Source organism: Streptomyces sp. NPDC020299 (assembly GCF_044387825.1).
Classification (GTDB): Bacteria; Actinomycetota; Actinomycetes; order Streptomycetales; family Streptomycetaceae; genus Streptomyces.
This window is the reverse complement of sequence record NZ_JBIRWL010000029.1, coordinates 45,872-67,554: the sequence shown is the minus strand read 5'-3', so window position 1 is coordinate 67,554 and position 21,683 is coordinate 45,872. Positions and strand designations below refer to the sequence as shown.

At 70.9% G+C, this 21,683-nt stretch carries 20 protein-coding genes, 1 tRNA gene and 1 pseudogene; 9 read left to right on the top strand and 13 right to left on the bottom strand.

From position 1 onward, the window contains the following. Nucleotides 1-98: 98 nt before the first annotated feature. Complete coding sequence (locus tag ACH45E_RS42385) at nucleotides 99-1,787, top strand: DoxX family membrane protein (protein WP_361455215.1); 1,689 nt, start codon at nucleotides 99-101, stop codon at nucleotides 1,785-1,787. Between the two features lie 165 nt (nucleotides 1,788-1,952). Here ACH45E_RS42385 and ACH45E_RS42380 read toward each other — a convergent pair whose 3' ends face one another. The 3 genes from ACH45E_RS42380 to ACH45E_RS42370 form a co-directional block, all read right to left on the bottom strand. After that, nucleotides 1,953-2,684, bottom strand: coding sequence for a nucleotidyltransferase family protein (locus ACH45E_RS42380; RefSeq protein WP_361455212.1), 732 nt, complete (start codon nucleotides 2,682-2,684; stop codon nucleotides 1,953-1,955). A 119-nt stretch (nucleotides 2,685-2,803) separates the two neighbouring features. Continuing rightward, nucleotides 2,804-3,268 carry a hypothetical protein gene (locus ACH45E_RS42375; protein ID WP_361455209.1) on the bottom strand — a complete coding sequence of 155 codons (465 nt, stop codon included), beginning with the start codon at nucleotides 3,266-3,268 and terminating at the stop codon, nucleotides 2,804-2,806. Nucleotides 3,269-3,509: 241 nt separating this feature from the next. After that, nucleotides 3,510-4,646 carry a sn-glycerol-3-phosphate ABC transporter ATP-binding protein UgpC gene (locus ACH45E_RS42370; protein WP_361455206.1) on the bottom strand — a complete coding sequence of 379 codons (1,137 nt, stop codon included), beginning with the start codon at nucleotides 4,644-4,646 and terminating at the stop codon, nucleotides 3,510-3,512. A 219-nt stretch (nucleotides 4,647-4,865) separates the two neighbouring features. Between ACH45E_RS42370 and ACH45E_RS42365 the strand changes: the two genes are divergently transcribed. Continuing rightward, nucleotides 4,866-4,939, top strand: a tRNA-Thr gene (locus ACH45E_RS42365). A gap of 44 nt (nucleotides 4,940-4,983) precedes the next feature. On the opposite strand, the gene ACH45E_RS42360 is transcribed toward ACH45E_RS42365, so the two are convergent. Both ACH45E_RS42360 and ACH45E_RS42355 read right to left on the bottom strand, forming a co-directional pair. Then, nucleotides 4,984-6,390: an FAD-binding oxidoreductase gene (locus tag ACH45E_RS42360; protein ID WP_361455203.1), complete on the bottom strand. Its 1,407-nt coding sequence runs from the start codon at nucleotides 6,388-6,390 to the stop codon at nucleotides 4,984-4,986. Between the two features lie 9 nt (nucleotides 6,391-6,399). Beyond that, the gene (locus tag ACH45E_RS42355; RefSeq protein ID WP_361455200.1) at nucleotides 6,400-7,053 is read right to left on the bottom strand and encodes a rhomboid-like protein; all 654 of its coding nucleotides are present in this window, start codon (nucleotides 7,051-7,053) and stop codon (nucleotides 6,400-6,402) included. On the opposite strand from ACH45E_RS42355, the gene ACH45E_RS42350 reads away from it, so the two are divergent. Together ACH45E_RS42350 and ACH45E_RS42345 are read left to right on the top strand one after the other, a co-directional pair. Next, nucleotides 7,052-7,978: an aminoglycoside phosphotransferase family protein gene (locus ACH45E_RS42350; RefSeq protein WP_399042681.1), complete on the top strand. Its 927-nt coding sequence runs from the start codon at nucleotides 7,052-7,054 to the stop codon at nucleotides 7,976-7,978. The genes ACH45E_RS42355 and ACH45E_RS42350 overlap by 2 nt on opposite strands. Before the next feature lie 9 nt (nucleotides 7,979-7,987). Further along, the gene (locus ACH45E_RS42345) at nucleotides 7,988-8,476 is read left to right on the top strand and encodes a GNAT family N-acetyltransferase (protein WP_361455194.1); all 489 of its coding nucleotides are present in this window, start codon (nucleotides 7,988-7,990) and stop codon (nucleotides 8,474-8,476) included. A 16-nt stretch (nucleotides 8,477-8,492) separates the two neighbouring features. Here the strand turns inward: ACH45E_RS42345 and ACH45E_RS42340 are convergent, their stop codons facing one another. Beyond that, nucleotides 8,493-9,974 carry an MFS transporter gene (locus ACH45E_RS42340; RefSeq protein WP_361455191.1) on the bottom strand — a complete coding sequence of 494 codons (1,482 nt, stop codon included), beginning with the start codon at nucleotides 9,972-9,974 and terminating at the stop codon, nucleotides 8,493-8,495. 241 nt (nucleotides 9,975-10,215) lie between these two features. On the opposite strand from ACH45E_RS42340, the gene ACH45E_RS42335 reads away from it, so the two are divergent. Next, nucleotides 10,216-10,896: a pentapeptide repeat-containing protein gene (locus ACH45E_RS42335; RefSeq protein WP_361455188.1), complete on the top strand. Its 681-nt coding sequence runs from the start codon at nucleotides 10,216-10,218 to the stop codon at nucleotides 10,894-10,896. A gap of 55 nt (nucleotides 10,897-10,951) precedes the next feature. Here the strand turns inward: ACH45E_RS42335 and ACH45E_RS42330 are convergent, their stop codons facing one another. Beyond that, complete coding sequence (locus ACH45E_RS42330; RefSeq protein ID WP_361455287.1) at nucleotides 10,952-11,452, bottom strand: hypothetical protein; 501 nt, start codon at nucleotides 11,450-11,452, stop codon at nucleotides 10,952-10,954. A 76-nt stretch (nucleotides 11,453-11,528) separates the two neighbouring features. Here ACH45E_RS42330 and ACH45E_RS42325 point away from each other — a divergent pair, with 76 nt between their 5' ends. Next, a complete protein-coding gene (locus ACH45E_RS42325) occupies nucleotides 11,529-12,935 on the top strand; it encodes a M1 family metallopeptidase (protein WP_361455185.1) in 1,407 nt (468 codons plus the stop codon). A 103-nt stretch (nucleotides 12,936-13,038) separates the two neighbouring features. On the opposite strand, the gene ACH45E_RS42320 is transcribed toward ACH45E_RS42325, so the two are convergent. Next, nucleotides 13,039-13,614, bottom strand: coding sequence for a TerD family protein (locus tag ACH45E_RS42320; protein WP_361455182.1), 576 nt, complete (start codon nucleotides 13,612-13,614; stop codon nucleotides 13,039-13,041). Between the two features lie 163 nt (nucleotides 13,615-13,777). Between ACH45E_RS42320 and arfB the strand changes: the two genes are divergently transcribed. Continuing rightward, entirely contained in the window at nucleotides 13,778-14,215 is a 438-nt protein-coding gene (gene arfB, locus ACH45E_RS42315; protein WP_361455179.1) for an alternative ribosome rescue aminoacyl-tRNA hydrolase ArfB, read from the top strand. A 372-nt stretch (nucleotides 14,216-14,587) separates the two neighbouring features. Here the strand turns inward: arfB and ACH45E_RS42310 are convergent. Both ACH45E_RS42310 and ACH45E_RS42305 read right to left on the bottom strand, forming a co-directional pair. Then, nucleotides 14,588-14,713 (bottom strand): annotated as a pseudogene (locus ACH45E_RS42310) (GNAT family N-acetyltransferase); the annotation flags it as partial. 54 nt (nucleotides 14,714-14,767) lie between these two features. Continuing rightward, complete coding sequence (locus ACH45E_RS42305) at nucleotides 14,768-15,352, bottom strand: flavin reductase family protein (RefSeq protein ID WP_399042677.1); 585 nt, start codon at nucleotides 15,350-15,352, stop codon at nucleotides 14,768-14,770. Nucleotides 15,353-15,706: 354 nt separating this feature from the next. On the opposite strand from ACH45E_RS42305, the gene cdgB reads away from it, so the two are divergent. Together cdgB and ACH45E_RS42295 are read left to right on the top strand one after the other, a co-directional pair. Further along, on the top strand, nucleotides 15,707-17,359 hold the full coding sequence (gene cdgB, locus ACH45E_RS42300; RefSeq protein ID WP_361455176.1) for a diguanylate cyclase CdgB: 1,653 nt from the start codon (nucleotides 15,707-15,709) through the stop codon (nucleotides 17,357-17,359). Nucleotides 17,360-17,476: 117 nt separating this feature from the next. Then, on the top strand, nucleotides 17,477-18,418 hold the full coding sequence (locus ACH45E_RS42295) for a CBM35 domain-containing protein (RefSeq protein WP_361455173.1): 942 nt from the start codon (nucleotides 17,477-17,479) through the stop codon (nucleotides 18,416-18,418). Here ACH45E_RS42295 and ACH45E_RS42290 read toward each other — a convergent pair. The 3 genes from ACH45E_RS42290 to ACH45E_RS42280 form a co-directional block, all read right to left on the bottom strand. Continuing rightward, a complete protein-coding gene (locus ACH45E_RS42290) occupies nucleotides 18,372-19,337 on the bottom strand; it encodes a 1-phosphofructokinase family hexose kinase (RefSeq protein WP_361455170.1) in 966 nt (321 codons plus the stop codon). The two genes, ACH45E_RS42295 and ACH45E_RS42290, sit on opposite strands and share 47 nt — an antisense overlap. A gap of 124 nt (nucleotides 19,338-19,461) precedes the next feature. After that, complete coding sequence (gene nagA, locus ACH45E_RS42285) at nucleotides 19,462-20,604, bottom strand: N-acetylglucosamine-6-phosphate deacetylase (protein ID WP_361455167.1); 1,143 nt, start codon at nucleotides 20,602-20,604, stop codon at nucleotides 19,462-19,464. Further along, nucleotides 20,604-21,560 carry an ROK family protein gene (locus tag ACH45E_RS42280; protein ID WP_361455164.1) on the bottom strand — a complete coding sequence of 319 codons (957 nt, stop codon included), beginning with the start codon at nucleotides 21,558-21,560 and terminating at the stop codon, nucleotides 20,604-20,606. The genes nagA and ACH45E_RS42280 overlap by 1 nt, the downstream gene beginning before the upstream one ends. Nucleotides 21,561-21,683: the final 123 nt, after the last annotated feature.

Sequence of the window (21,683 nt, the reverse complement as noted above, 5' to 3'; positions counted from 1 at the left end):
CTCGTGCGGGTCAAACCCGGCGACACGCACGAGATTGACGGGGTCCGGACACATCCGGGCGGTCAAAGCAGTGTCCTAACACCACGTCACTCGGTTAGATGAGTGTGGACACCAGAACACCCCGCACACCCACGGGGGACCGCTCGTCGGGATTCGACGACGCTCCCGCGCTGAGCATGGTGAAGGTGCCGAGCGATCCGGCGCAGGTCATCGTCAATCACGCGAGCTTCCGCGTGCAGCTGGGCGCCTCGGCCCGGCGAACCCAGTCCCCACGGATCGCCCGGCACCCCAGCGCCACCGCGGACAGCGCCCGCATCCCCGCCGCGGGTGCCGCCCGCCGCCGTCCCGTCGTCTGGAGCGGCCGCTCCGCCCCCGACGACACCGGCGCCCACCGGCTGCTCCAGGCCGTGCGGGGCGGCAGCGTCCGCCACGCCGAGGAAGCCGTCGCCGACGCCGGAGCCACCCAGGTCATCCCCCGCGTCGGCGACCGCGGCGGCTACGGCACCGGATATCCCACCGGCTACCCGACCGGCTACTCCAGCGACTACGACGAGGTGTACGACGGGCTGGAACAGACCGTCGAGACCCCCGTCGTCGGCCACCAACGCGCCCCCGCCGCCGGCGAGACCCGCCTCCTGCCCCCCATGCGTCCCGCCGGCGGCGCCTACGACCCGCCCGCCCACCCCTACGACCTCTACGCGGCCCCGGACGACGGCGAGTACGACGGCGCATACGACGCCGAATACGACGACGACCCGGCCGCACCCCACACCAAACGCCACAGCGACGACCCGGCCCGGCACGCCTACTTCCCCGGCCGCCGCATGAACCTCGGCGTCGTCCTGCTCCCCCTGCGCCTCTTCCTCGGCTTCATCTCCATCTACGCCGGCATGGGCAAGCTCTGCGACCCGCTCTACTTCGACGGCGGCAAACGCGGCTCCATGGTCAAGTGGCTCAACACCCTCCACCCATGGGAAGCCGCCGAACCCCTCCGCCAGTTCGCCCTCCAGCACCCCGTCGGCTCCGGCCTCGTCATCGCCTTCCTCCAGGTCGTCGTCGGCGTCCTGACCATCCTCGGCTGCTGGCAGCGCGTCGCCGCCGTCCTCGGCGCGATGCTCTCCGCCGCCCTGATCGTCACCGTCACCTGGAAGACCGTCCCCGCCTACGACGCCCCCGACATCATCTACCTCGCCGCGTGGTCGCCCCTGATCATCGCCGGCGCCCCCGTCTACTCCGTCGACGGCCGCCTGGCGGGCAACGCCTGGCGCACCCTCGGACCCCGCTCCGACATCTGGGAGCTGCGCCGCTACGTCCTGCGCCGCGGCGCCCTCGTCACCGCCCTCACCGTCGGCGTCACCCTCCTCGTCGGCTCACTCCTCGGCGGCGCCGTACGCGACGCCGACCGCGTGGTCGTCCCCGGCCCCGGCGAGGCCCCCCGCAACAACCTCCCCGGCTCCCCGCTCCCCGAACGGTCCGGCAAGACCCACCGGAAGACACCGACCTCCACCCCGTCCACCGGCGGCACCGACGCCAGCCCCTCAGGCGCCGCCACCACCCCCGGCGCCACCCGCTCCACCGGCACCGTCACCGGCGGCACCCCCAGCCAGACCCAGGGCACCGCGGGCCAGGCACCACCGCAGCGCACCTCCCCGGCCCAGCAGGCCCCCAGCACCACCTCGGGACCGACCTCCGGCGGCACCGCGACCGGCGGCGGCTCCACGGGAGGCACCGGCAACGGCGGCTCCTCCTCGGGCCAGCCGGGCCTGGTGGGCGGCCTCCTGGGCTAGCCGGCAGAACGGCGTCCGAACGACGGGCCCCGCACCCACGAGAGATCGAGGGTGCGGGGCCCGTCCACGTACGACGGTGCTCGTACGACGGTGCTCGTACGACGGTGCTCGTACGACGGTGCTCGTACGACGGTGCTCGTACGGCCGTGCTCGTACGGCCGTGCGTCAGCGCCCCAGCGCGGCCAGCTCCTTCGCCGCCTCCGTCAGATCCTTCGCCGTGTCGATGGCACGCCAGTAGGCACCCTGCGGAAGCGAGAAACCCGCCAGCCGGCGCTCACGCGCCAGATGCGGGAACGTGGTGCGCTCATGGTCACCGCGCGCGGGCAGCAGGCCGGCGAACTCCGGCGAGAACACATAGACACCCGCGTTGATCTCGAAGGTCGACGGCGGAGCCTCGATGAAGTCCGTGATGTGCCCGAAGCCGTCCGTCTTCACCGCACCCCACGGAATGCGCGGCCGGGCCAGCGCGAGGGTCGCGACGGCGTCGCGCTCGGTGTGGAAGTCCGCCATGTCGCGGAGCGAGAAACGGGTCCAGATGTCGCCGTTGGTGGCGTACCAGGGACGGTCCGGGTGCGGGAGACGGGCGGCCGCGTACTTCAGGCCGCCACCGCGGCCGAGGGGCTCCGACTCCACGACGGTCGTGACGTTGACGGGCAGATCGGCCGTCACCAGCCACTTCTGCAGCACTTCGGCGAGGTGGCCGCAGGAGACCACCACGTCCGTCACGCCCTCCTCGGCGAGCCAGGACAGCTGATGGCCGATGATCGGAGTGCCCGTGCCGGGAATCTCGACCATCGGCTTGGGCCGGTCGTCGGTGTACGGACGCAGCCGGGAACCCTGGCCACCGGCCAGGACAACGGCTTGAGTGGGGCGCGACGCGGCATTCGGATCGGTCATGACCGAACTGTACGTGGCGCCCCACTCGCGGCTTACGAACGCAACCGGCTCCTCAACCAGCCGTTACCTGCCGCTCACCATTGCGGGGAGCGTCCTTCAGAGAGCGTCCCCAGGAGGGGTCAGCCGCGGGACGCGGCCAGCACGCCGGAGGCGAAGGACGTGTCGCACACCGGCCGGGCGTACGACTGCGCGCGCGAGGCGCCGTAGATGCGCGCCGCGGCCCGGCCCAGCGAGCGGGCGATCGAGGTGCAGTGCTTCGCCAGCGACGGATGCCCGTTGACCGCCTGCTGGAGATGGGTGAGGACGACGCCCGGGTTTCTCTCCTGCAGCTCGCCCATCAACTGGTCGCGCAGCACGTCCTGCGGAGCGCGCGTGACATCGCGGGAGGCCCGGCCGGCCCCGGAGACGTCCGAGGCGGTCAGCACCGAGTTCGAGGGGTTCCCCGACCAGTTGACCCGGGTGACCGCGAGGGTCCCGGAGAGCACCAGGACGACGGGCAGGACGAGGGCGAGGGTGCGGCCGATCCGGCGGGCAGGGCCGCCCCGGTGGCCGCGTCGCATCTGTTGGTTGGTGGAGTGCTTCACGCGTGTGAGGGTAGCGTGCCGTAATGTTTTGGAGACGTTCAGTCACCGGTACGGGGGACGGTGAAGCCCCCTTCTCCGTACGGGACGTTGACGCACACTGCTCGAAATGACCCTCTTGCCGGGGTATTTGTCGACAACGCTCGGCAATGGCCGACAGTGCTCGACAACGATGAGGGCCCCGCAGCAGGCTGCGGGGCCCTCTCGGTCAACGCGGGCGGATTTCACCCGGCACGGGGACCGCTCAGTCGGAGAGACGCTCACCCGTGGAGGTCGAGAACACGTGGGTCTCGCCCGGCCGCGGCACGACGTGCAGCGTGGCGCCCTTGTCCGGAACCGCACGGCCGCTGACGCGGACGACCAGGTCCTTGAGGTCGTCGCCGACCTTGGCGGAGCCGTAGACGTAGCCGTCGGCGCCGAGCTCCTCCACCACGTTCACGGAGACCGCGAGACCGGCGGGAGCGTCCTCGCTGTCCTTCGACAGGGCGGAGGCGGCAGCGCCGTTGTGCTCCACCACGTCGAAGTGCTCGGGACGGACACCGACCGTCACCGTACGGTCACCCTTGTCGGAGGCGGCCTTGAGCGCGTCCCGGTTGACGGGGACGACACTGTTGCCGAACTTCACACCGCCGTCGGTGATCGGCACCTCGACCAGGTTCATCGCCGGGGAGCCGATGAAGCCGGCCACGAAGAGGTTGGCGGGCCGGTCGTACATGTTGCGCGGCGAGTCGACCTGCTGCAGCAGACCGTCCTTGAGCACGGCCACACGGTCGCCCATCGTCATGGCCTCGACCTGGTCGTGGGTGACGTAGACGGTGGTGATGCCGAGGCGGCGCTGCAGCGAGGCGATCTGCGTACGCGTCGACACACGGAGCTTGGCGTCCAGGTTGGACAGCGGCTCGTCCATGAGGAACACCTGCGGCTCACGCACGATCGCGCGGCCCATCGCGACACGCTGCCGCTGACCACCGGAGAGCGCCTTCGGCTTGCGGTCCAGGTACTCCGTGAGGTCGAGGATCTTCGCGGCCTCCTCGACCTTCTGCCGGATCTCCGCCTTGTTGACGCCCGCGATCTTGAGCGCGAAGCCCATGTTGTCGGCGACCGTCATGTGCGGGTAGAGCGCGTAGTTCTGGAACACCATGGCGATGTCCCGGTCCTTCGGCGGCAGGTGCGTCACGTCGCGGTCACCGATGCGGATGGCGCCGCCGTTGACGTCCTCCAGCCCCGCGAGCATCCGGAGCGAGGTCGACTTACCGCAACCCGACGGGCCGACGAGAACGAGGAACTCGCCGTCCTCGATGTGGATGTCGAGCTGGTCGACGGCGGGCTTCTCGGTGCCCGGGTAGATCCGGGTCGCCTTGTCGAACGAGACAGTGGCCATGGTGAATGGGCCCCCTTCTACCGGCAGGAACGTGCCGGACGATCCGTTGTAGGAAGGTGGTTGCTGGTGTAGTCCACCAGGGTGAACTGGGTCAGGACGGTACCTGGCGTTCACCTGGTCTGTCAGTAGTCCGGGCCCTGTGAACTTCGCGGAAATTTTCGACCGGGGCCCCTCGGGACCTGGGTACACTGCACGGGCACGCTCTCGATGCGCGTGCAGGCCTCCTTAGCTCAGCTGGTCAGAGCGCCGCTCTTGTAAAGCGAAGGTCGTCGGTTCGAATCCGACAGGGGGCTCAAAAAAGCCCAGGTCAGGACGTTCCTTACCTGGGCTTCGCCGTTCAGCGCCGCCCCGCCACCCGGTCCGCCACCCGGGCCAGCCGCGATGACTCGGTGCCCGGGCGCAGCCGCTCCCGCTGGTCCGCGGCCCGGTAGGTCGCGTACATGCTCTGGACGCCCAGCCACCGGAACGGTTCGGGCTCCCATTTGCGGACCTTGTGGTTGACCCAGGGCAGGTCGGTCAGCTCCGTCCGGCCGCCCTGGCCCGAGTCCTGTTGCACCAGGTCCCGCAGCGTCCGTGCGGCCAGGTTGGTGGTGGCGACGCCCGATCCGACGTAGCCGCCCGCCCAGCCGAGCCCGGTTGCGCGGTCGAGGGTGACTGTCGCGCACCAGTCGCGTGGTACGCCGAGGACTCCCGACCAGGCGTGCTCGACGCGCACCCCGGTCAGCGCCGGGAAGAAGCGGACCAGGATGTCCCGGAGGGCCTCGATGGTCGCGTCCTGGGTGCGGCCGTCGTTGTCGGTGCGGGAGCCGAAGCGGTACGGCACTCCGCGTCCGCCGAGGGCGATCCGGCCGTCGGCGGTGTGCTGGGCGTACATGTAGGCGTGTGCCATGTCGCCCAGGGTTTCGCGGCCGTTCCAGCCGATGGCGGTCCACTGGTCTTCGGTGAGGGGTTCGGTGGCGATCATCGAGGAGTTCATGGGCAGCCAGGTCCGCCGCTGGCCTCTGAGGGAGGCGGTGAAGCCCTCGGTGCAGCGGAGGATGTAGGGGGCGCGGACGGTGCCGTAGGGGGTGATGGCGTGCTTGGGGCGGATCTCCGTGACGGGTGTGGATTCGTGGATGGTCACGCCGAGGGATTCCACGGCTGCTGCCAGGCCCTTGACCAGTTTCACCGGGTGCAGTCGTGCCCCGTGAGGTGTCCAGGTGGAGCCGACGGCGTCGGCGACGCGGATGCGTTCGGCGGTCTCGCGGGCGCCGTACAGTTCGCGGTCCTTCTCGCCGTAAGACAGTTCGTGCTCGTGGAAGGCCTTCAGCCGGGTGAGCTGGGCGGGGGTGGTCGCGACCTCGAGGATTCCGCCCTTGTGGAGGTCGGCGTCGATGCCTTCGGTCTCGGTGACGGTGATGACTTCGTCGACGGTGTCGTTCATGGCCTTCTGGAGGCGTACGGCTGCCTGGTGGCCGTGCAGTTTCGCGTAGCGGTCGCGGCCGGCGATGCCGTTGTAGAGCCAGCCGCCGTTGCGTCCGGAGGCGCCGTATCCGCAGAACTTCTGTTCGAGGATGGTGATGCGGAGGAAGGGGGCGGCCTTCTTGAGGTAGTAGGCGGTCCACAGACCTGTGTAGCCGCCGCCGACGATCACGACGTCCGCGGTCGCGTCGCCGGTGAGTGGCTCCCGGACCTTGGGGAGGCCGTCGTCGGTGTACCAGAAGGAGACGCCGCCGTTCACGACACTGCTCGCCGAGCTGCTCATGCGCGGACGTTAACTCCTGAGGGTGGCCAGTGTCTCCTTCGGATTCCATGCTTTTCCGCGCCCTCTGACCAGCGGATAGCAGGCCAGTCCGATCAGTATGGAGACGAAGTGTCCGAGGTCCGTGAACGTCGGCCCGGTGGTCAGGGGGAGGGCGAAGAGGACGAGGACGGTCGCGAGGTACCCGTACCGCCAGGGGGGCGCGATCCTGTACGTCAGCACGCCCGCTACTCCCGCGAGCGCGTAACTCACGCCCACGTCGAGGGTGTTGACGGCGGAGTGCGGTGCCATGCCGTCCTGGATCGCCTTCAGCAGTGCCCCTTCGCTGATCAGCGTCGCGAGGACGTGTGCGGCCGAGCAGACGACGAGCCAGCGGACGGTGCCCAGCCAGCGTTCGGCGGGGGCGTGGAAGACGGTGAAGAGGATGGCGTAGGGCAGCCAGTGTCCGTCGTCGATCCACATCGCGCTGGAGATCAGTACCCGTACCGGGTTCTGTGACAGCTCATGGATGTTCGTGGACCGTTGCCGCAGGAAGTGCTGTTCGAACTCCGGCGACATGTGGTGCAGCGCGAATGTCGTGGAGAACAGGATCAGCAGCCACACATAGGTGCCGGGAGCGCTGCGGACGTATGCCCACACCCTGCTCGGGCCCCGGTTCTTGTCCATGAGCCGATTCACGCAGACGAGTAACGTCCGACGGGTGATCGACATTCCGGACGGGCTGGCGGCGGCACAGGAGAAGTACAACGGGGCGGCCGGTCGGGCCTTCGTGGCCGGGCTGCCGGATCTGGCGGCGGCGTTCCTCGACCGCTGGGGGCTTCGTCTCGACGGGCCGTCGATGTACGGGGTAAGTGCCCTGGTCCTGCTGGTCGCGGTCCGCTCCGACGGCGCCCCGGCCGTGCTGAAACTGCAACTGACGGACGAGGAGAGTGTGGGCGAGCCGGTCGCGCTGCGGGTCTGGGACGGTGACGGCGCCGTACGCCTCCTCGCGCACGACCCGGGGACCGGCACCATGCTGCTGGAGCGACTGGACCCGGCCCGGATGCTGTCCCACGTGCCGGACAGTCGTGCGGCCGTGCTGGTCGTCGCCCGGCTGCTGGCCCACCTGAGCTCGTTCCCGGCGCCGGAGGGCATGCGCCGCCTCGGTGACATCGCGGCCGCGATGCTGGAGCGGACCCCGCCGGTCCTGGACCGCGTCCCGGACGTCTCGGCCCGCCGGCTGGTCGCCGACTGCGCGGCCGCGGTGCGCGAGGTCGCCGGTGAGCCCGGTGACCGGCTCCTCCACTGGGACCTGCACTACGAGAACGTCCTCGCCGCCGGCCGTGCCCCCTGGCTGGCCATCGATCCCAAGCCGCTGTCCGGCGATCCCGGGTTCGACCTGTGGCCCGCCCTCGTCAACCGTTTCGACGCGGGCGAGGTGCGGTGGCGGTTCGACGCGATGACGGAGGTGCTGGGGCTGGACCGGGGGCGGGCGCGGGCGTGGACCTTGGGGCGGTTGCTGCAGAACTGTCTGTGGGACGTGGAGAGCGGGCGGGGGCTTCAGGAGCGGCAGCTGGAGATCGGGCGTCGGCTGCTGGGGGCGGGGGGTTAGCCTCGCCGCATGATTCGTACCGCGACCCCCGCCGATGTCCCCGTCATCCATGCCCTGATCCGTGAGCTGGCCGAGTACGAGAAGGCTCCGCACGAGGCGAAGGCGAGCCCCGAGCAGCTGCGGGAGGCGCTGTTCGGGGCGCGGCCCGCGGCCTTCGCGCACGTGGCCGTGGACGACTCGACCGGCGAGGCGGTCGGGTTCGCGCTGTGGTTCCTGAACTTCTCGACGTGGCGGGGCGTGCACGGCATCTACCTGGAGGACCTGTACGTCCGGCCGGAGGCCCGGGGCGGAGGCCACGGCCGGGCGCTGCTCGCGGAGCTGGCCCGTATCTGTGTGGAGCGGGGTTATGAGCGGCTGGAGTGGTCGGTGCTGGACTGGAACCGGCCCGCGATCGGGTTCTACGAGTCGCTGGGTGCTCGGCCGCAGGACGAGTGGACCGTGTACCGGTTGACGGACGGGGCGTTGGCGGCGCTGGGCGGGGTGCCGTCAGGTCACTGACTTCGGGCCACTGGCTTCAGGTCACCGACTCGGGTACGGGGCTGGCCGCCGGGGCGCCGTGCCTGGGTGCCTTGGCGGTCACCATGAGGCCCGCGACGAGGCCGGCCAGGAGCATGATGCCGGCGGCCCACCAGATGGCGGTGGTGTAGCCGTGGACGATGCCGGCGGGGATCACGGTGGCCTTCTGGGCGGGGTTGTGCAGGTGGGCGGTGATGTAGGCGGTGCTGCTGGTGGTGGCGACGGTGTTGAGCAGGGCCGTGCCTATGGAGCCGCCGACCTGCTGGGAGGTGTTGACGGTGGCGGAGGTGACGCCGGAGTCCTGCGGGGCGACGCCCGCGGTGGCGGTGGCGAAGACGGGCATGAAGGTCAGGCCCATGCCGAGGCCCATGAGGAGGAGGGCGGGCAGGATCTCGGTGGCGTAGTCGGAGTGGACGGTCATGCGGGTGAGGACGAGCATGCCGCCGGCGGCGAGGATCATGCCGGGGACCATGAGGGCGCGGGGTGCCACGCGTGACAGGAGCCGGGCGGATATCTGGGTCGAGCCGATGATGATGGCGGCGGTCAGGGGGAGGAAGCCCAGGCCTGTCCTGACCGGCGAGTAGCCCAGGATGACCTGGAGGTAGTAGGTCATGAACAGGAACAGGCCGAACATGCCGATGGTGGCGAGGGCCATGGTGAGGAAGCAGCCGGCGCGGTTGCGGTCCTTGACGATGTGCAGGGGGAGCAGGGGCATCGGGGCCCGGGACTGCCACCACACGAAGACGGTGAGCAGGAGCAGGCCGCCCGCGAAGAGGGCGAGGACGAGCGGGTCCGTCCAGCCGCGGGGTTCGGCCTCGCTGAATCCGTAGACGACGGCGACGAGTCCGCCGCAGCCGAGCAGGGCGCCGGGCACGTCGAGGCGGGCGCCGGCGTGCCCGGGCCGGTCGTGCAGGAGTGCGAGGGCGCCGATGACGGCGATGATCGCGATGGGGACGTTGACGTACAGGCACCAGCGCCAGTTGAGGTACTCGGTGAGCAGGCCGCCGACGATGAAGCCGATGGCGGAGCCGCTGCCGGCGAGGGCGCCGTAGATGCCGAAGGCCTTTCCGCGTTCCTTGGGGTCGGTGAACGTGGTGGTCAGCAGGCTGAGCGCGGACGGGGCGAGTACGGCGGCGAAGGCGCCCTGGAGGGCGCGGGCGCCGAAGAGCATGCCGGAGGTGGTGGCCGCGCCGCCGAGTGCGGAGGCGGCGGCGAAGCCGACGAGCCCGATGACGAAGGTGCGTTTGCGGCCGACGAGGTCGGCGATCCGGCCGCCGAGCAGCAGGAGACCGCCGAAGGCCAGTGTGTAGGCGGTGATGACCCATTGACGGTTGCCGTCGGACATGCCGAGGTCGTGCTGTGCGGAGGGGAGGGCGATGTTCACGATGGTGGCGTCCAGGACCACCATCAGCTGTGCCAGTGCGATGATCACCAGGCCCCACCAGCGGCGAGGGTCGGTGTCCGGTGCGGGTTGCTCCATTGGGGTGACACTCACCCGCCCAGAAGACCACGAATCGGGATCTGTCGCATCCATGGAGGTGGGGCGCTTGTTCATGGCTCCCTTGCCGCCCTTTCAATCGGTTTGCGTGGGTGTGCGGTGAGAGTGTGCTGATGGTGCGCGGCCTTGCGCGGATACGACGGATCAGGGCGCCGGTTTGTGACATCGGCGGCGTTTTCGCACGTCGGACGGATTGTCAGTGGCGGGGTGCACCATGAGGGGCATGGCGAGGAAGGCGACCGGCGGGGCCGGTGGGACGAAGGCGGCGCGGCGACCGGAGCTGCGGCTGCCGCCGCTGGAGCCCTGGGACGGCGGCGGGCTGGAGCCGGACGGGGACTACGACGGGCTGGAGTTCCGGGAGGTGGACTTCGCGGGGCAGGACGGCGCGGGCGCGCGTTTCATGGACTGCGCGCTGACGGGATGCGCCGTCGACGAGACGCGGTTGCGTCACGCCCGGCTGCTGGACACGGTCCTGTCCGGGATACGGGGCGTCGGCACCGACCTGGCCGAGTCCACGCTGCGCGATGTCGAACTCCACGAGGCCCGCCTCGGCGGCACGCAGTTGCACGGCGCCGTCCTGGAGCGCGTCCTGATCCGGGGCGGCAAGATCGACTACCTCAACCTCCGCAAGGCCAGGCTCAGAGACGTCGTCTTCGAGGGTTGCGTCCTCGTCGAGCCCGACTTCGGCGAAGCCCGCCTGGAGCGGGTGGAGTTCGTCGACTGCGTCCTCAAGGGCGTCGACCTGGGCGGGGCGACCCTCACGGACGTGGACCTGCGCGGGGCCGCCTCGCTGGAGATCGCGCGGGGGGTGGGGCGGCTGGCGGGCGCGGTGATCAGCCCCGGGCAACTGGTCGATCTGGCGCCGGTGCTGGCGGGGGAGCTGGGGATCCGGGTGGAGGGCTGAGGGGGCCGAGAGGGCTGCGAGGGCTGAGGCGGGTGGGGCCTACGACATCTGGGGCCTACGACACCCTGGGAAAGCGGGCCTGAAGCGTCCAGATCGCCGGGTTGTCCGCCAGGTCGTCATGGAGGTCGGTCAGGTCGGCGATCAGGTCGTGCAGGAAGTCACGGGCCTCGCGGCGGAGTTCGGCGTGGGAGAAGCTGAGGGGAGCTTCCTCGGCCGGCATCCAGTCGGCGGCGATGTCCACCCAGCCGAAGCGGCGCTCGAACAGCATGCGGTCGGTGGACTCGGTGAAGTCCAGTTCCGCCCGCTGGGGGCGGGAGGCGCGGGAGCCCGCCGGGTCCCGGTCCAGGCGCTCGACGATGTCGCACAGGGCCCAGGCGAAGTCCAGCACCGGCACCCATCCCCAGGCTGTGGACAGCTCGCGGTCCGTCTTGGTGTCGGCGAGGTAGACGTCACCGGAGAACAGGTCGTGACGGAGGGCGTGGACGTCCGCGCGCCGGTAGTCGGTCTGCGGCGGGTCGGGGAAGCGGTTGGAGAGGGCGTAGCCGATGTCGAGCACGTACGTGATGGTGTCACGCCCGTGGAAGATCCCCGCACGCCCGCCGACCCGGCCCGTCCCCCATAGGATCGCTGACATGTCCAGATCCGTGCGCCTTGTCCCGGTGGCCGCCTTCCTCGCGCTCGCTCTCCCGCTGACCGCGTGCGACGGCGGCGTGCACGGCACCCCCGGCGGCTCCGGGGTACGCGACCCGTACTTCCCGAAGGCGGGCAACGGCGGCTACGACGTCACCCACTACGGACTGACTCTCTCCTACGACCCCGCCGGCCGGCACCTCACCGGAACCGCGGAGATCACCGCCCGCGCCACCGAGGACCTGTCCGCCTTCGACCTCGACCTCAAGGGCCTGGACGTCGAGAAGGTCACCGTCGAGGGCCGGGGCGCCCGCTTCAACCGGGCCGGCCAGGAGCTGACCGTCCGCCCGCACGACGACCTGGACAAGGGGGAGACGTTCGGCGTCACCGTGCGCTACTCCGGCACCCCGGAGCAGATCACCGACCGCGACGGCTCGAAGGAGGGCTGGCTGCGCACCGCGGACGGAGCGCTCGCCCTCGGCGAACCCGCCGGTTCCATGGCCTGGTTCCCCGGCAACCACCACCCCTCGGACAAGGCGTCGTACGACATCACGGTCACCGTCCCCAAGGGCCTCCAGGCCGTGTCCAACGGGCAGTTGGCGCACGCGACCACCACCGGCGGCCGCACGACCTTCGCCTGGCACGCGGCCGAACCGATGGCGAGCTACCTGGCCACGGTCGCGATCGGCCACTACACGGTCACACGCACGACCATCGGGAACGCCCTGCCCGTGTACGTGGCCGTCGACCCGAAGCAGGAGCGGGCGAGCCGGACGGTACTGGCGAAGATCCCCGAGATCATGGAGTGGGAGGAGTACAACTTCGGCCCGTACCCCTTCTCCACCACCGGCGCGATCGTCGACCGCCCCGAGGACGCGGGCTACGCCCTGGAGACCCAGACCCGCCCGGTCTTCAACGGCGCCCCGGACACCGAGACCCTCGTCCACGAACTCGCCCACCAGTGGTACGGCGACTCCGTCACCCCCAAGAGCTGGCAGGACATGTGGCTCAACGAGGCCTTCGCGACGTACGCCGAGTGGCTGTGGCGGGAGGACCACGGCGGCGACTCGGCGCAGCGGACCTTCACCAAGCTCTACGACGGCACCTCCGACGATGTCGACGACCCCGACGAGATCTGGGCCTTCCCGCCGGCGAAACCGAGCGGCGCCGCGCACATCTCCGACCCGCCCGTCTACCAGCGCGGCGCGATGGTCCTGCACAAGATCCGCCAGAAGGTCGGCGACGACACCTTCTACGACATCATCCAGGGCTGGGCCGCCACCCACCGGCACGCGAACGCGGACACGGCCGACTTCACGGCCTATGTGGAGAAGCAGGCCCCGGACGAGGACTTCGACGGGATCTGGTCCGACTGGCTGTACGGGGAGGGCAAGCCGAAGCATCCGTGACGGACACCGGGCGGGCGCCGCGTCTGGCGCTCTGTCGCGGGGTACGGCGGAGCCCCGGTCGCCGCACAGCCGCGACCGGGGCTCCGTCAGGGAGCGGGTGCGCTCAGACGTTGACGCCGAAGTCCTGCGCGATGCCCACCAGGCCCGAGGCGTAGCCCTGGCCGACGGCGCGGAACTTCCACTCGGCGCCGTTGCGGTAGAGCTCGCCGAAGACCATCGCCGTCTCGGTGGCGGCGTCCTCGGAGAGGTCGTAGCGGGCGATCTCGGCGCCGCCGGCCTGGTTGATGATGCGGATGTAGGCGTTGCGGACCTGGCCGAAGTTCTGGCCGCGGTTCTCGGCGTCGTAGATGGAGACCGGGAAGACGATCTTGTCGATGTCGGCCGGGAGGGCGGCGAGGTTGACGTTGATCGCCTCGTCGTCGCCGGCGCCCTCGCCGGTGCGGTTGTCGCCGGTGTGGACGATGGTGTTGTCGGGGGTCTGCTTGTTGTTGAAGAACACGAAGTGGGCGTCCGAGTAGACCTTGCCCTGCGTGTTGACCGCGATCGCGGAGGCGTCCAGGTCGAAGTCCGTGCCGGTGGTGGTGCGGACGTCCCAGCCGAGGCCCACGGTGACGGCGGTCAGGCCCGGAGCTTCCTTGCTGAGCGAGACGTTGCCGCCCTTGGACAGGCTTACAGCCATGGTTTGGGAGTCCCTTCCCTCGTTGCGTCAGTACGGGCTTCGCACTGAGGACGAAGCTACCGTCACCCCGGAGAACGCCGAGGGGGGTCCCTATGGTTCCGGATGGCTTTACCTTTTTTACCTACGCGAAATCCGGGTGACGTGGAGGGGCGGAGACGGGACCATGGACGGCATGTCCGGTCCCTACATCGTCCGCGGCTCCGTCTCGCTGCCCGAGGCCGAGCTCATGTGGCGTTTCTCGCGGTCCTCGGGACCGGGCGGGCAGCACGTGAACACCAGTGACTCGCAGGTGGAACTGCGCTTCGACCTGGCGGCGACCGAGGCGTTCCCACCGGTGTGGAAGGAGCGGGCGCTGGCCCGGCTGAGCGGTCGGCTGGTCGACGGGGTCGTCACCGTCCGCGCCTCCGAGCACCGCTCCCAGTGGCGCAACCGCGAAACCGCCGCCGTACGCCTCGCGGCGCTGCTGGCGGAGGCCACCGCACCCCCGCCGAAGCCGCGCAGGCCGACCCGCATCCCCCGGGGCATCAACGAGCGCCGGCTCCGCGAGAAGAAGGCGCGGTCGGACACCAAGCGGGGCAGGTCGGGACGGGACTGGGGCTGAGGTGGTCCAGGCTGAGCTGGGGGCTCCGCCCCCAGACCCCCGGCCCATGCCCACCCACCACTCGTGCGAGTGGGCTGAAGGGCGCGGCTCTCGATTATCAGCCCGTCCGGCGCTTGAGGACGAGGCCGTTCAGGCCGAAGGGGGGTCCAGGGGGCGCAGCCCCCTGGACGGGTCGAAGGGGCGGAGCCCCTGGGGACGATGGGGGTCCCCCCGCTCGAGCGAAGCCGAGAGTGGGGGAGGGCAGGGGCGGCGGGGGCGCTGAACCCACGAGGGGGGCCGCCACGGCCCCGGCGCCTGCGGGGGCCTCCGGAACCCGGCTCAAGCACCGAGGGGGCCTCGAAATCCCTCCCCGCGCAACCCGGCCGCCAGACGATGGACATACGCCTCGGCCAGTGACCGCATCACCGGGGAGACCGCGTGTTCCTGGTCGGCGCGGACGCGAATAGTGATGGCGGTCTCGAAATTCTGGGGGGTTACTTCTTCCAGACGGGGCGTCATGTCCGCACTGTAAGCGGGGAGTTCACAATGCGGCGACGGAATTCCCGGCGGCGATTATGCCAAGTGACCGTACCGGCCCCGGAAATACAGCAGCGGCGAGCCAACCGCACCCGGCACCCGGGCGGTCAGAACCCGCCCGATCACCAGTGTGTGGTCGCCGGCCGCCACCCGCTGCTCGGTGCGGCATTCCAGGGTGGCCAGGGCGCCGTCGACCATGGGCGCGCCGGTGGCCTCGCCGCGGCTGACGGGGAGGTCCGCGAAGAGGAGGCGGTCGCTGATGCGGCCCTTCATGGCGAAGCGGCCGGCGGCCTGGCGCTGCTTGTCGGCGAGGACGGACACGGCCCACAGCGGCTGCTCGGCGAGCAGGTCGTCCATGCGGGAGCCCTCCCGCAGGCTGACCAGGACCAGCGGCGGTTCGAGGGAGACGGACATGAAGGAGGTGGCGGTCATGCCGACGTCCTCGCCGGCCGGCGCCCCGGGGTCGTCCGGGTCGAGCGGCGGTTCCTGCGCGGTCACCAGGACCACGCCCGCGGCCAGCCGGGACATCGCGGCCCGGAACTCGTCGTTGCTCACCCCCACAGCATGCCCGGAGGCGGTGGGGGCGAGGGGGAGGGAGGGGGCAGGGCGAGTGTTCGGCACACCGGAAACGCTAATCTCCGCCCCGGGCGTATCGCATCGGCCCCCCGGCGGACCGGGCCCCGGGAGAAGGTCCTAGGACCCGCGCCGTGCATCATGTCCCCACACCCGCAAAGCCTGCGTTCAGTAAACGCACAGGGAAAACGCAGAAACTCCACTCAATTGTTCATGTTCCTCTGTGACTTGAGTCACAAGGGGCAGGAATTGTTGACCCTGTGTACCGAGTGGGCAGCGCGCTGTGATTCAGTGGCGGGGAAGCTACCAAGAGCATCGCAACGGCATCACCGAAAAGAAACGCGGGAGACGACCGCCGAAGACAACCCTGATGCGCTGCGAGGTCTCGGGGGGAGGGCGAGCATGGAGACCGAGTCGGAGCCGTACGTCCGTCTTGCGTCCCTGCGACAGCTGCACCAGGTCATGGCCGACATGAACACGGCACGCAGCCTGGCGGACACACTGCAGACCGTCGCGGACGGCGCCGTCAACGCCCTCGGGTACGAGATGGCGGCCGTGAACCTCGTACGCCCCGACGGCGACCTCGTGGTCGCCGCCTTCGCCGGCAACTCCGCCGCCGAGGCCCTCATCACCGGCCGCGTCGGCTCCCGCACCTCCTGGGACCGCCGGCTGAGCATGGGCGAGGCCTGGGGCGACCTGCGCTTCATACCGCACACCGAGGGCTGGGTGCTGGACGACGACGACGTCCCCCAGTGGTTCACGGACGGCCCCGCCCCGCGCTTCGAGGACGAGTGGCACCCCTCCGACCGGCTGTTCGCGCCCATGTACACGCCCGGCGGGCCGGGCGGCTCCTGCGGCGAACTGCTCGGCGTGATCTCCGTGGACCGGCCGCGCAACGGCCGCCACCCCGGCGCGTGGGGGCGCGAGGCGCTCCAGATGTACGCGTTCCAGGCCGCCATCGCCATCAGCAACGCGCGTCTACGTGCGAATATGCAGCGCGCCCTGGTCCGCCTGGAGCGCGACCAGCAGGCCCTGCGCGCCAGCGAGGAAAGCTTTAGGCAGGCCTTCGAGTACGCCCCCTCCGGCATGGCCATCGCCGAGATGGGCGGCGACGAGCACGGCCGGATCCTGCGCACCAACGACGCCCTGTGCCGGCTGCTCGGCCGCCCCGCCTCCGCGATGCGCCGCTACTCCTTCTCCGACCTCGTCCACCCCGAGGACATCGGCACCCTGCTGCGGACCTCGGCGGAGGGCGGACGCACGGAGCTGCGTCTCGGCCGCCGCGACGGCACGTACGTCTGGGTCTCCCTGCGCAACAGCGTCGTCGCGGACGCCGCCGACGGACCCCGCTTCCTGCTCACCCACGTCGAGGACATAGAGGAGCGCAAGCGCCGCGAGCTCCAGCTCGCCCACCGTGCCTCCCACGACTCCCTGACCGGCCTGCCGAACTCCGCCGAGCTGCGCTCGCGCCTGTCGGCCCGCCTCTGTCAGCGGCAGACCCAGCCCGGTGCGCTGGAGTCCCTGGACGCGGCCTACGGCCACCCCGCCTTCGACGCGGTCGGCCACGGCTTCGACTTCACCCAGGGCGCTCAGGCGTTCGAAGGCTTCGATCATCATGTGCACACCATCGCCCCCGAAGGCGAGCGGGACGAGGGCACCAAGGGCCTCGCGGTCCTCTTCTGCGACCTCGACGGCTTCAAGTCGATCAACGACCGGTTCGGGCACAACGCGGGCGACGCCGTCCTCATCGAGGTCGCCCGCCGCCTCAGCAGGGGTGTGCGGGACGGCGACACGGTGGCCCGGCTCGGCGGCGACGAGTTCGTGATCCTCGCCGACGGACTCGGCGAGGCCGACGCCCAGGACCTCGCCGTACGGCTGCGCAACGAGATCATCCAGCCCATCCGGGCCGAGGGACGGGCCGTGCGGGTCGGCGCGAGCTTCGGCATCGGATGGGCACACTGTGGAATGACGGCGGACGAAGTGTTGAAATCCGCTGACGAACGCATGTACGTCGAGAAACGATCTCGTCCCAAACAGCACCGACGGGCCGGGTGACTCCCAGGTCAGCGGGGTGATGCGACCGGAGTCACCTGTTTGGACCACACGGAGCGGGTAGGCTCGCCATTCTCACCATGTACCGCATCCACCCGCACCTGTTGAGGAGACCAAGGGATGAGCCCTGGCGAAAACGGCCCGAGCACGCCCGAGGACGACGACCCGTTCGGCTATCTCTACGCCGACGGGCAGGCGAGGGGCGCCCAGCCGCCGTCCAGCGGTTACGGCTACCCGAACTCGGTCAGCAGGAGCAGCAGGACGCGCGCGGTCGGCGAGCGCACGTACGGCGGCCAGCAGGCCACCGCCCCGCAGCAGCAGGCCGCCTATGGCCAGCCGAACGCCCACTACCAGGCGCCGGAGACCCTCCCGGGCGGCGCGCCGACCACCCAGCAGCCGATGCCCGGCGGCGGGGGCGGTAACGGCCGGGGCCGCGGCCCGAACACCAAGGGCCTGCTGATCGGCGCGGTCGCGGTGGTCGCCGCGGTCGTCGTCGGCATCAGCGTGGTCATGATGAACGGCAACGGGGACGACGACAAGAAGGCCGGCAACGAGGTATCCGCCGCGCCGACCCAGTCGCAGAGCACGAAGCCCAGCCCGTCCAGCAGCGGCTCGGCGGCGAGCTCGGCGGACCTGCCCAAGAGCGACGCCAAGGCCCTGCGGCTGGACGGCGGAGCTGCCACGGCCTCGGACGTCAAGGGTGCGAAGGCCGACGGTGGCTTCTACGTGGGCAACTTCAACCAGGTCGGCGCATCCCTCACCTGGAACGTGAGCGACATCCCCAAGGCGGGCAAGTACACGCTGTACGTCAACTACGGCGTGCCCGGCAAGGACGCCAACGCCACCATCACGGTCAATGGCAAGGCCCAGGACCGCCCTCTCAACCTGGCGAACTTCGCCAAGGCGCCGGAGGGCGACTACGAAAAGGGCTGGACCAACACCTGGGGAAACATCATCCTCAACAAGGGCGCCAACACCATCAAGATCTCCTGCGAGCAGGGCAACAACTGCGACGTCAACTTCGACCAGCTCTGGCTGAAGTCGGGGTGGCGAGAGTCGTAGCCGCGTCGCCCGTCACCGCGACCCGCCCCGCAAGCCCCTCGTACACCCTCCGGTCGAACTCCCCCGCCACCGGTGCCACCACCGTCGCCGCCGACAACGCGACCGCGCGGGTCAGCCGGTCCGGCCAGGGCAGGTTCTCCACCAGGCCCGACAGCAGGCCGGCGACGACGGAGTCACCGGCGCCGGTCGGGTTGCCGTTCAAGCGGGTGGGCGGGGCGGCGCACCAGCGGCCCTGCGGGGTGTGGGCGAGGAGGCCGTCGGGGCCCAGGGAGGCGACGACCGCGTGGGCGCCGCGGCGCCGGGCGTCGTGGGTGGCGCGCTGCGGGTCGTGGGAGCCGGTGAGTTCGGCGAGTTCGTCGGCGTTCGGTTTGACGATGTCCGGGCGGGCCGCCAGCCCGCGGCGCAGTGGTTCGCCGCCCGTGTCCAGGAGGACGGGGACGCCGGCGGTCCGGGCGGTGCGTATCAGCCCGGCGTACGCGCCCACCGGCACTCCGGGCGGCAGGCTGCCGCACAGGGCGACCGCCGACGCCGAGCCCAGCAGCCGCCCGTAGGTGTCCTGGAAGGCGGCCCATTCGGCCGCCGTGATCTGCGGGCCGGGCTCGTTCAGCTGGGTGGTGTCGCCGGTCAGTTCGTCGACGACGGCGACGGTGCGCCGGGTGGCCCCGCCGACCGGCACCAGCGCGTCCACCACGCCCGGCGTGTCCGCCAGCCGGTCCCGGACCGCGCGCCCCGTGTCGCCGCCCGCGAATCCGGTGGCCGTCACCTCGTGGCCGAGGGCCGCGAGCACCCGTGCCACGTTCACGCCCTTGCCGCCCGGCCGTTCGACGACCTCGTGGACGTGGTGGGAGGCGTGCGGCCGCAGGGACCGTACGCGATAGGTGATGTCGAGAGCGGTGTTCAGTGTGACCGTGAGGATCACTGGGGCCGGCCTCCCCTCGGGCTTGACACGTGTCTTCTTCCGTTTCCGGAAGCCGGATCATGTCAAAGAGACGGCGACCGGGCCAGACCGCGGAACCGGCCACCGCCTCCGACGTGGGGACGGATCAGCCCAGTTGGGGATCGACCACCCATTCACCCCGGCGCATCACGCCCTTGAGGTCGAACTCCTCGTCCAGCAGCACCAGGTCGGCGTACCTGCCGGGTTCCAGGGAGCCGACGCGGTCGGCCAGGCCCAGCAGGCGGGCCGGGTTGGCGGACAGGGCGGCCACCGCGTCCGCCACCGGCAGCCGGTCGATCGTCACCGCCCGCTTGAAGGCACGGTCCAGGGTCAGCGTCGAGCCCGCGATGGAGCCGCCCTCGACCAGCCGGGCCACGCCCTCGCGGACCTCGACCTCCAGCGGGCCCAGCATGTAGCGGCCGTCGCCGATGCCGGCCGCGTCCATGGCGTCCGTGATGAACGCCACCCGCCCGGCACCCGCATGACGGAACGCCAGTTCCAGGGCGGCCGGGTGCAGATGCGTGCCGTCGTTGATCAGCTCGACCGTGACCCGCTCGTCCTCCAGTAGGGCGGCGATCGGGCCGGGGGAGCGGTGACCGAGGACGGGCATCGCGTTGAAGAGGTGGGTGGCGACCGTGGCGCCCGCGTCGATCGCCTCGACGGTCTGTTCGTACGTCGCGTCCGTGTGCCCGGCCGCCGCGATCACGCCGTGCTCGGCCAGCAGCCGTACCGAGTCGATGCCGCCCGGGAGTTCGGTGGCCAGGGTGACCATCTTCGCCTGCCCGCGCGCCGCGTCGAGGAGCTTGCGGACCGCCGCCGGGTCCGGGTCGCGCAGCAGCGCCTCGGAGTGCGCGCCCTTGCGGCACGGTGAGATGAACGGGCCCTCGAAGTGGATGCCCGCGATGTCGCCCTGCTCGGCCAGCTCGCTCAGCAGCCCCGCCTGCCGGGCCAGGACGTCCATCTCGTCGGTGACGGTGGAGGCGACCAGCGTGGTCGTGCCGTGCCGGCGGTGGCTGTCGACGGCTTTCAGTACGTCGTCCACCGGGCCGGAGAACGACGCTCCGCCGCCGCCGTGGTTGTGCAGGTCGACGAAGCCCGGGACCAGCCAGTGGCCGCTGACGTCGACGACCTCCGCGTCCGGGCGTGCGGCGGCCGTGATCCTCGTACCCTCGACGATCACACGCCCGTCGGGCACGGTCCCGGTGGGCAGCACCACCCGAGCACCGGCGAGAACCTTGGTGGGGGGCATCAGGCGGTTACCTCCGAGTGGTCGGTCGAGTGGTCGGTGTTGTCGAGGAGATCCCGGGCGAGCAGCCCCGCGCCCAGGCACCCGGCGGTGTCGCCGAGAGCCGCGGGGACGACGGACGGCAGTTTCTGGAAGGTGACGCGCCGCCGGACGGCCTCCCTGAGCGGTGTGAACAAGGTTTCCCCGGCCTCGGCGAGCCCGCCACCGATGATCAGCGTGCGCGGGTCCAGCAGGGTGAGCGCGGTGACCAGGCCGTCGGCCAGCGCGTCCACGGCCTCCTGCCAGATCCGGACGGCGTTCGGGTCACCGGACACGACGGCCTTCGCGCAGTCGGCCGCGTCCGCTTCCGGGCCGCCGGAGGCCGCCGCCCAGGCCTCGCTGACCGCGGCGGCGGACGCGTACCGCTCCAGGCAGCCGTGCTGTCCGCACGGGCAGGGGATCCCGCCGGGCCGTACGACGATGTGGCCGATCTCGCCCGCGAAGCCGTGCGCGCCCGACTCCACCCGGCCGTCGAGGCCGATGGCGCCGGCGATCCCGGTGCCCAGCGCCACGAACAGGAACCGGTCGGCGCCCTTGCCCGCGCCGGTGCGGCCCTCGGCGAGGCCGCCGGTGCGCACGTCGTGGCCGAGGGCGACCGGGACGCCGCCGAGCCGGTCGGCGAGCAGCTCGCGCAGCGGCACGTCGTGCCAGCCGAGGTTGGCCGCGTAGACGGCGATCCCGCGGACCTCGTCGACGATTCCGGGCACGGCGAGGCCAGCCGCGGCGGCCGGTTCGCCGAAGCGCTCCTCGCCGTGGGCGCGCAGGTCGGCGGCGAAGCCGAGGATGGCCTCGACCACCGCGTCGGGCCCGCGCTCACGGCCCGTCGCCCGGCGGTCCTGGTGCAGCAGCTCGCCGGCCGGCCCGATCAGGGCGGCCTTCATCCCGGTACCGCCGACGTCGAGGGCGATGACATGTCTCACGGGAACAGTGTGGCCCGCGGACCCGTAAGAGGTCTAGTCCACTCGCGTGGTGTAGACCTATGCTGTCCGCTTAATTGAATGACGAGACAGCAGGGTTTGGGGCAAGGCAGTGGGTCGTCGTAC

Coding starts and splice junctions, on each gene's coding strand:
- ACH45E_RS42385 (WP_361455215.1), top strand. CDS start 99: ATGAGTGTGGACACCAGAACACCCCGCACACCCACGGGGGACCGCTCG.
- ACH45E_RS42380 (WP_361455212.1), bottom strand. CDS start 2,684: ATGACCGATCCGAATGCCGCGTCGCGCCCCACTCAAGCCGTTGTCCTG.
- ACH45E_RS42370 (WP_361455206.1), bottom strand. CDS start 4,646: ATGGCCACTGTCTCGTTCGACAAGGCGACCCGGATCTACCCGGGCACC.
- ACH45E_RS42360 (WP_361455203.1), bottom strand. CDS start 6,390: ATGAGCAGCTCGGCGAGCAGTGTCGTGAACGGCGGCGTCTCCTTCTGG.
- ACH45E_RS42350 (WP_399042681.1), top strand. CDS start 7,052: ATGAGCCGATTCACGCAGACGAGTAACGTCCGACGGGTGATCGACATT.
- ACH45E_RS42355 (WP_361455200.1), bottom strand. CDS start 7,053: ATGGACAAGAACCGGGGCCCGAGCAGGGTGTGGGCATACGTCCGCAGC.
- ACH45E_RS42345 (WP_361455194.1), top strand. CDS start 7,988: ATGATTCGTACCGCGACCCCCGCCGATGTCCCCGTCATCCATGCCCTG.
- ACH45E_RS42340 (WP_361455191.1), bottom strand. CDS start 9,974: ATGGAGCAACCCGCACCGGACACCGACCCTCGCCGCTGGTGGGGCCTG.
- ACH45E_RS42335 (WP_361455188.1), top strand. CDS start 10,216: ATGGCGAGGAAGGCGACCGGCGGGGCCGGTGGGACGAAGGCGGCGCGG.
- ACH45E_RS42325 (WP_361455185.1), top strand. CDS start 11,529: ATGTCCAGATCCGTGCGCCTTGTCCCGGTGGCCGCCTTCCTCGCGCTC.
- ACH45E_RS42320 (WP_361455182.1), bottom strand. CDS start 13,614: ATGGCTGTAAGCCTGTCCAAGGGCGGCAACGTCTCGCTCAGCAAGGAA.
- arfB (WP_361455179.1), top strand. CDS start 13,778: ATGGACGGCATGTCCGGTCCCTACATCGTCCGCGGCTCCGTCTCGCTG.
- cdgB (WP_361455176.1), top strand. CDS start 15,707: ATGGAGACCGAGTCGGAGCCGTACGTCCGTCTTGCGTCCCTGCGACAG.
- ACH45E_RS42295 (WP_361455173.1), top strand. CDS start 17,477: ATGAGCCCTGGCGAAAACGGCCCGAGCACGCCCGAGGACGACGACCCG.
- nagA (WP_361455167.1), bottom strand. CDS start 20,604: ATGCCCCCCACCAAGGTTCTCGCCGGTGCTCGGGTGGTGCTGCCCACC.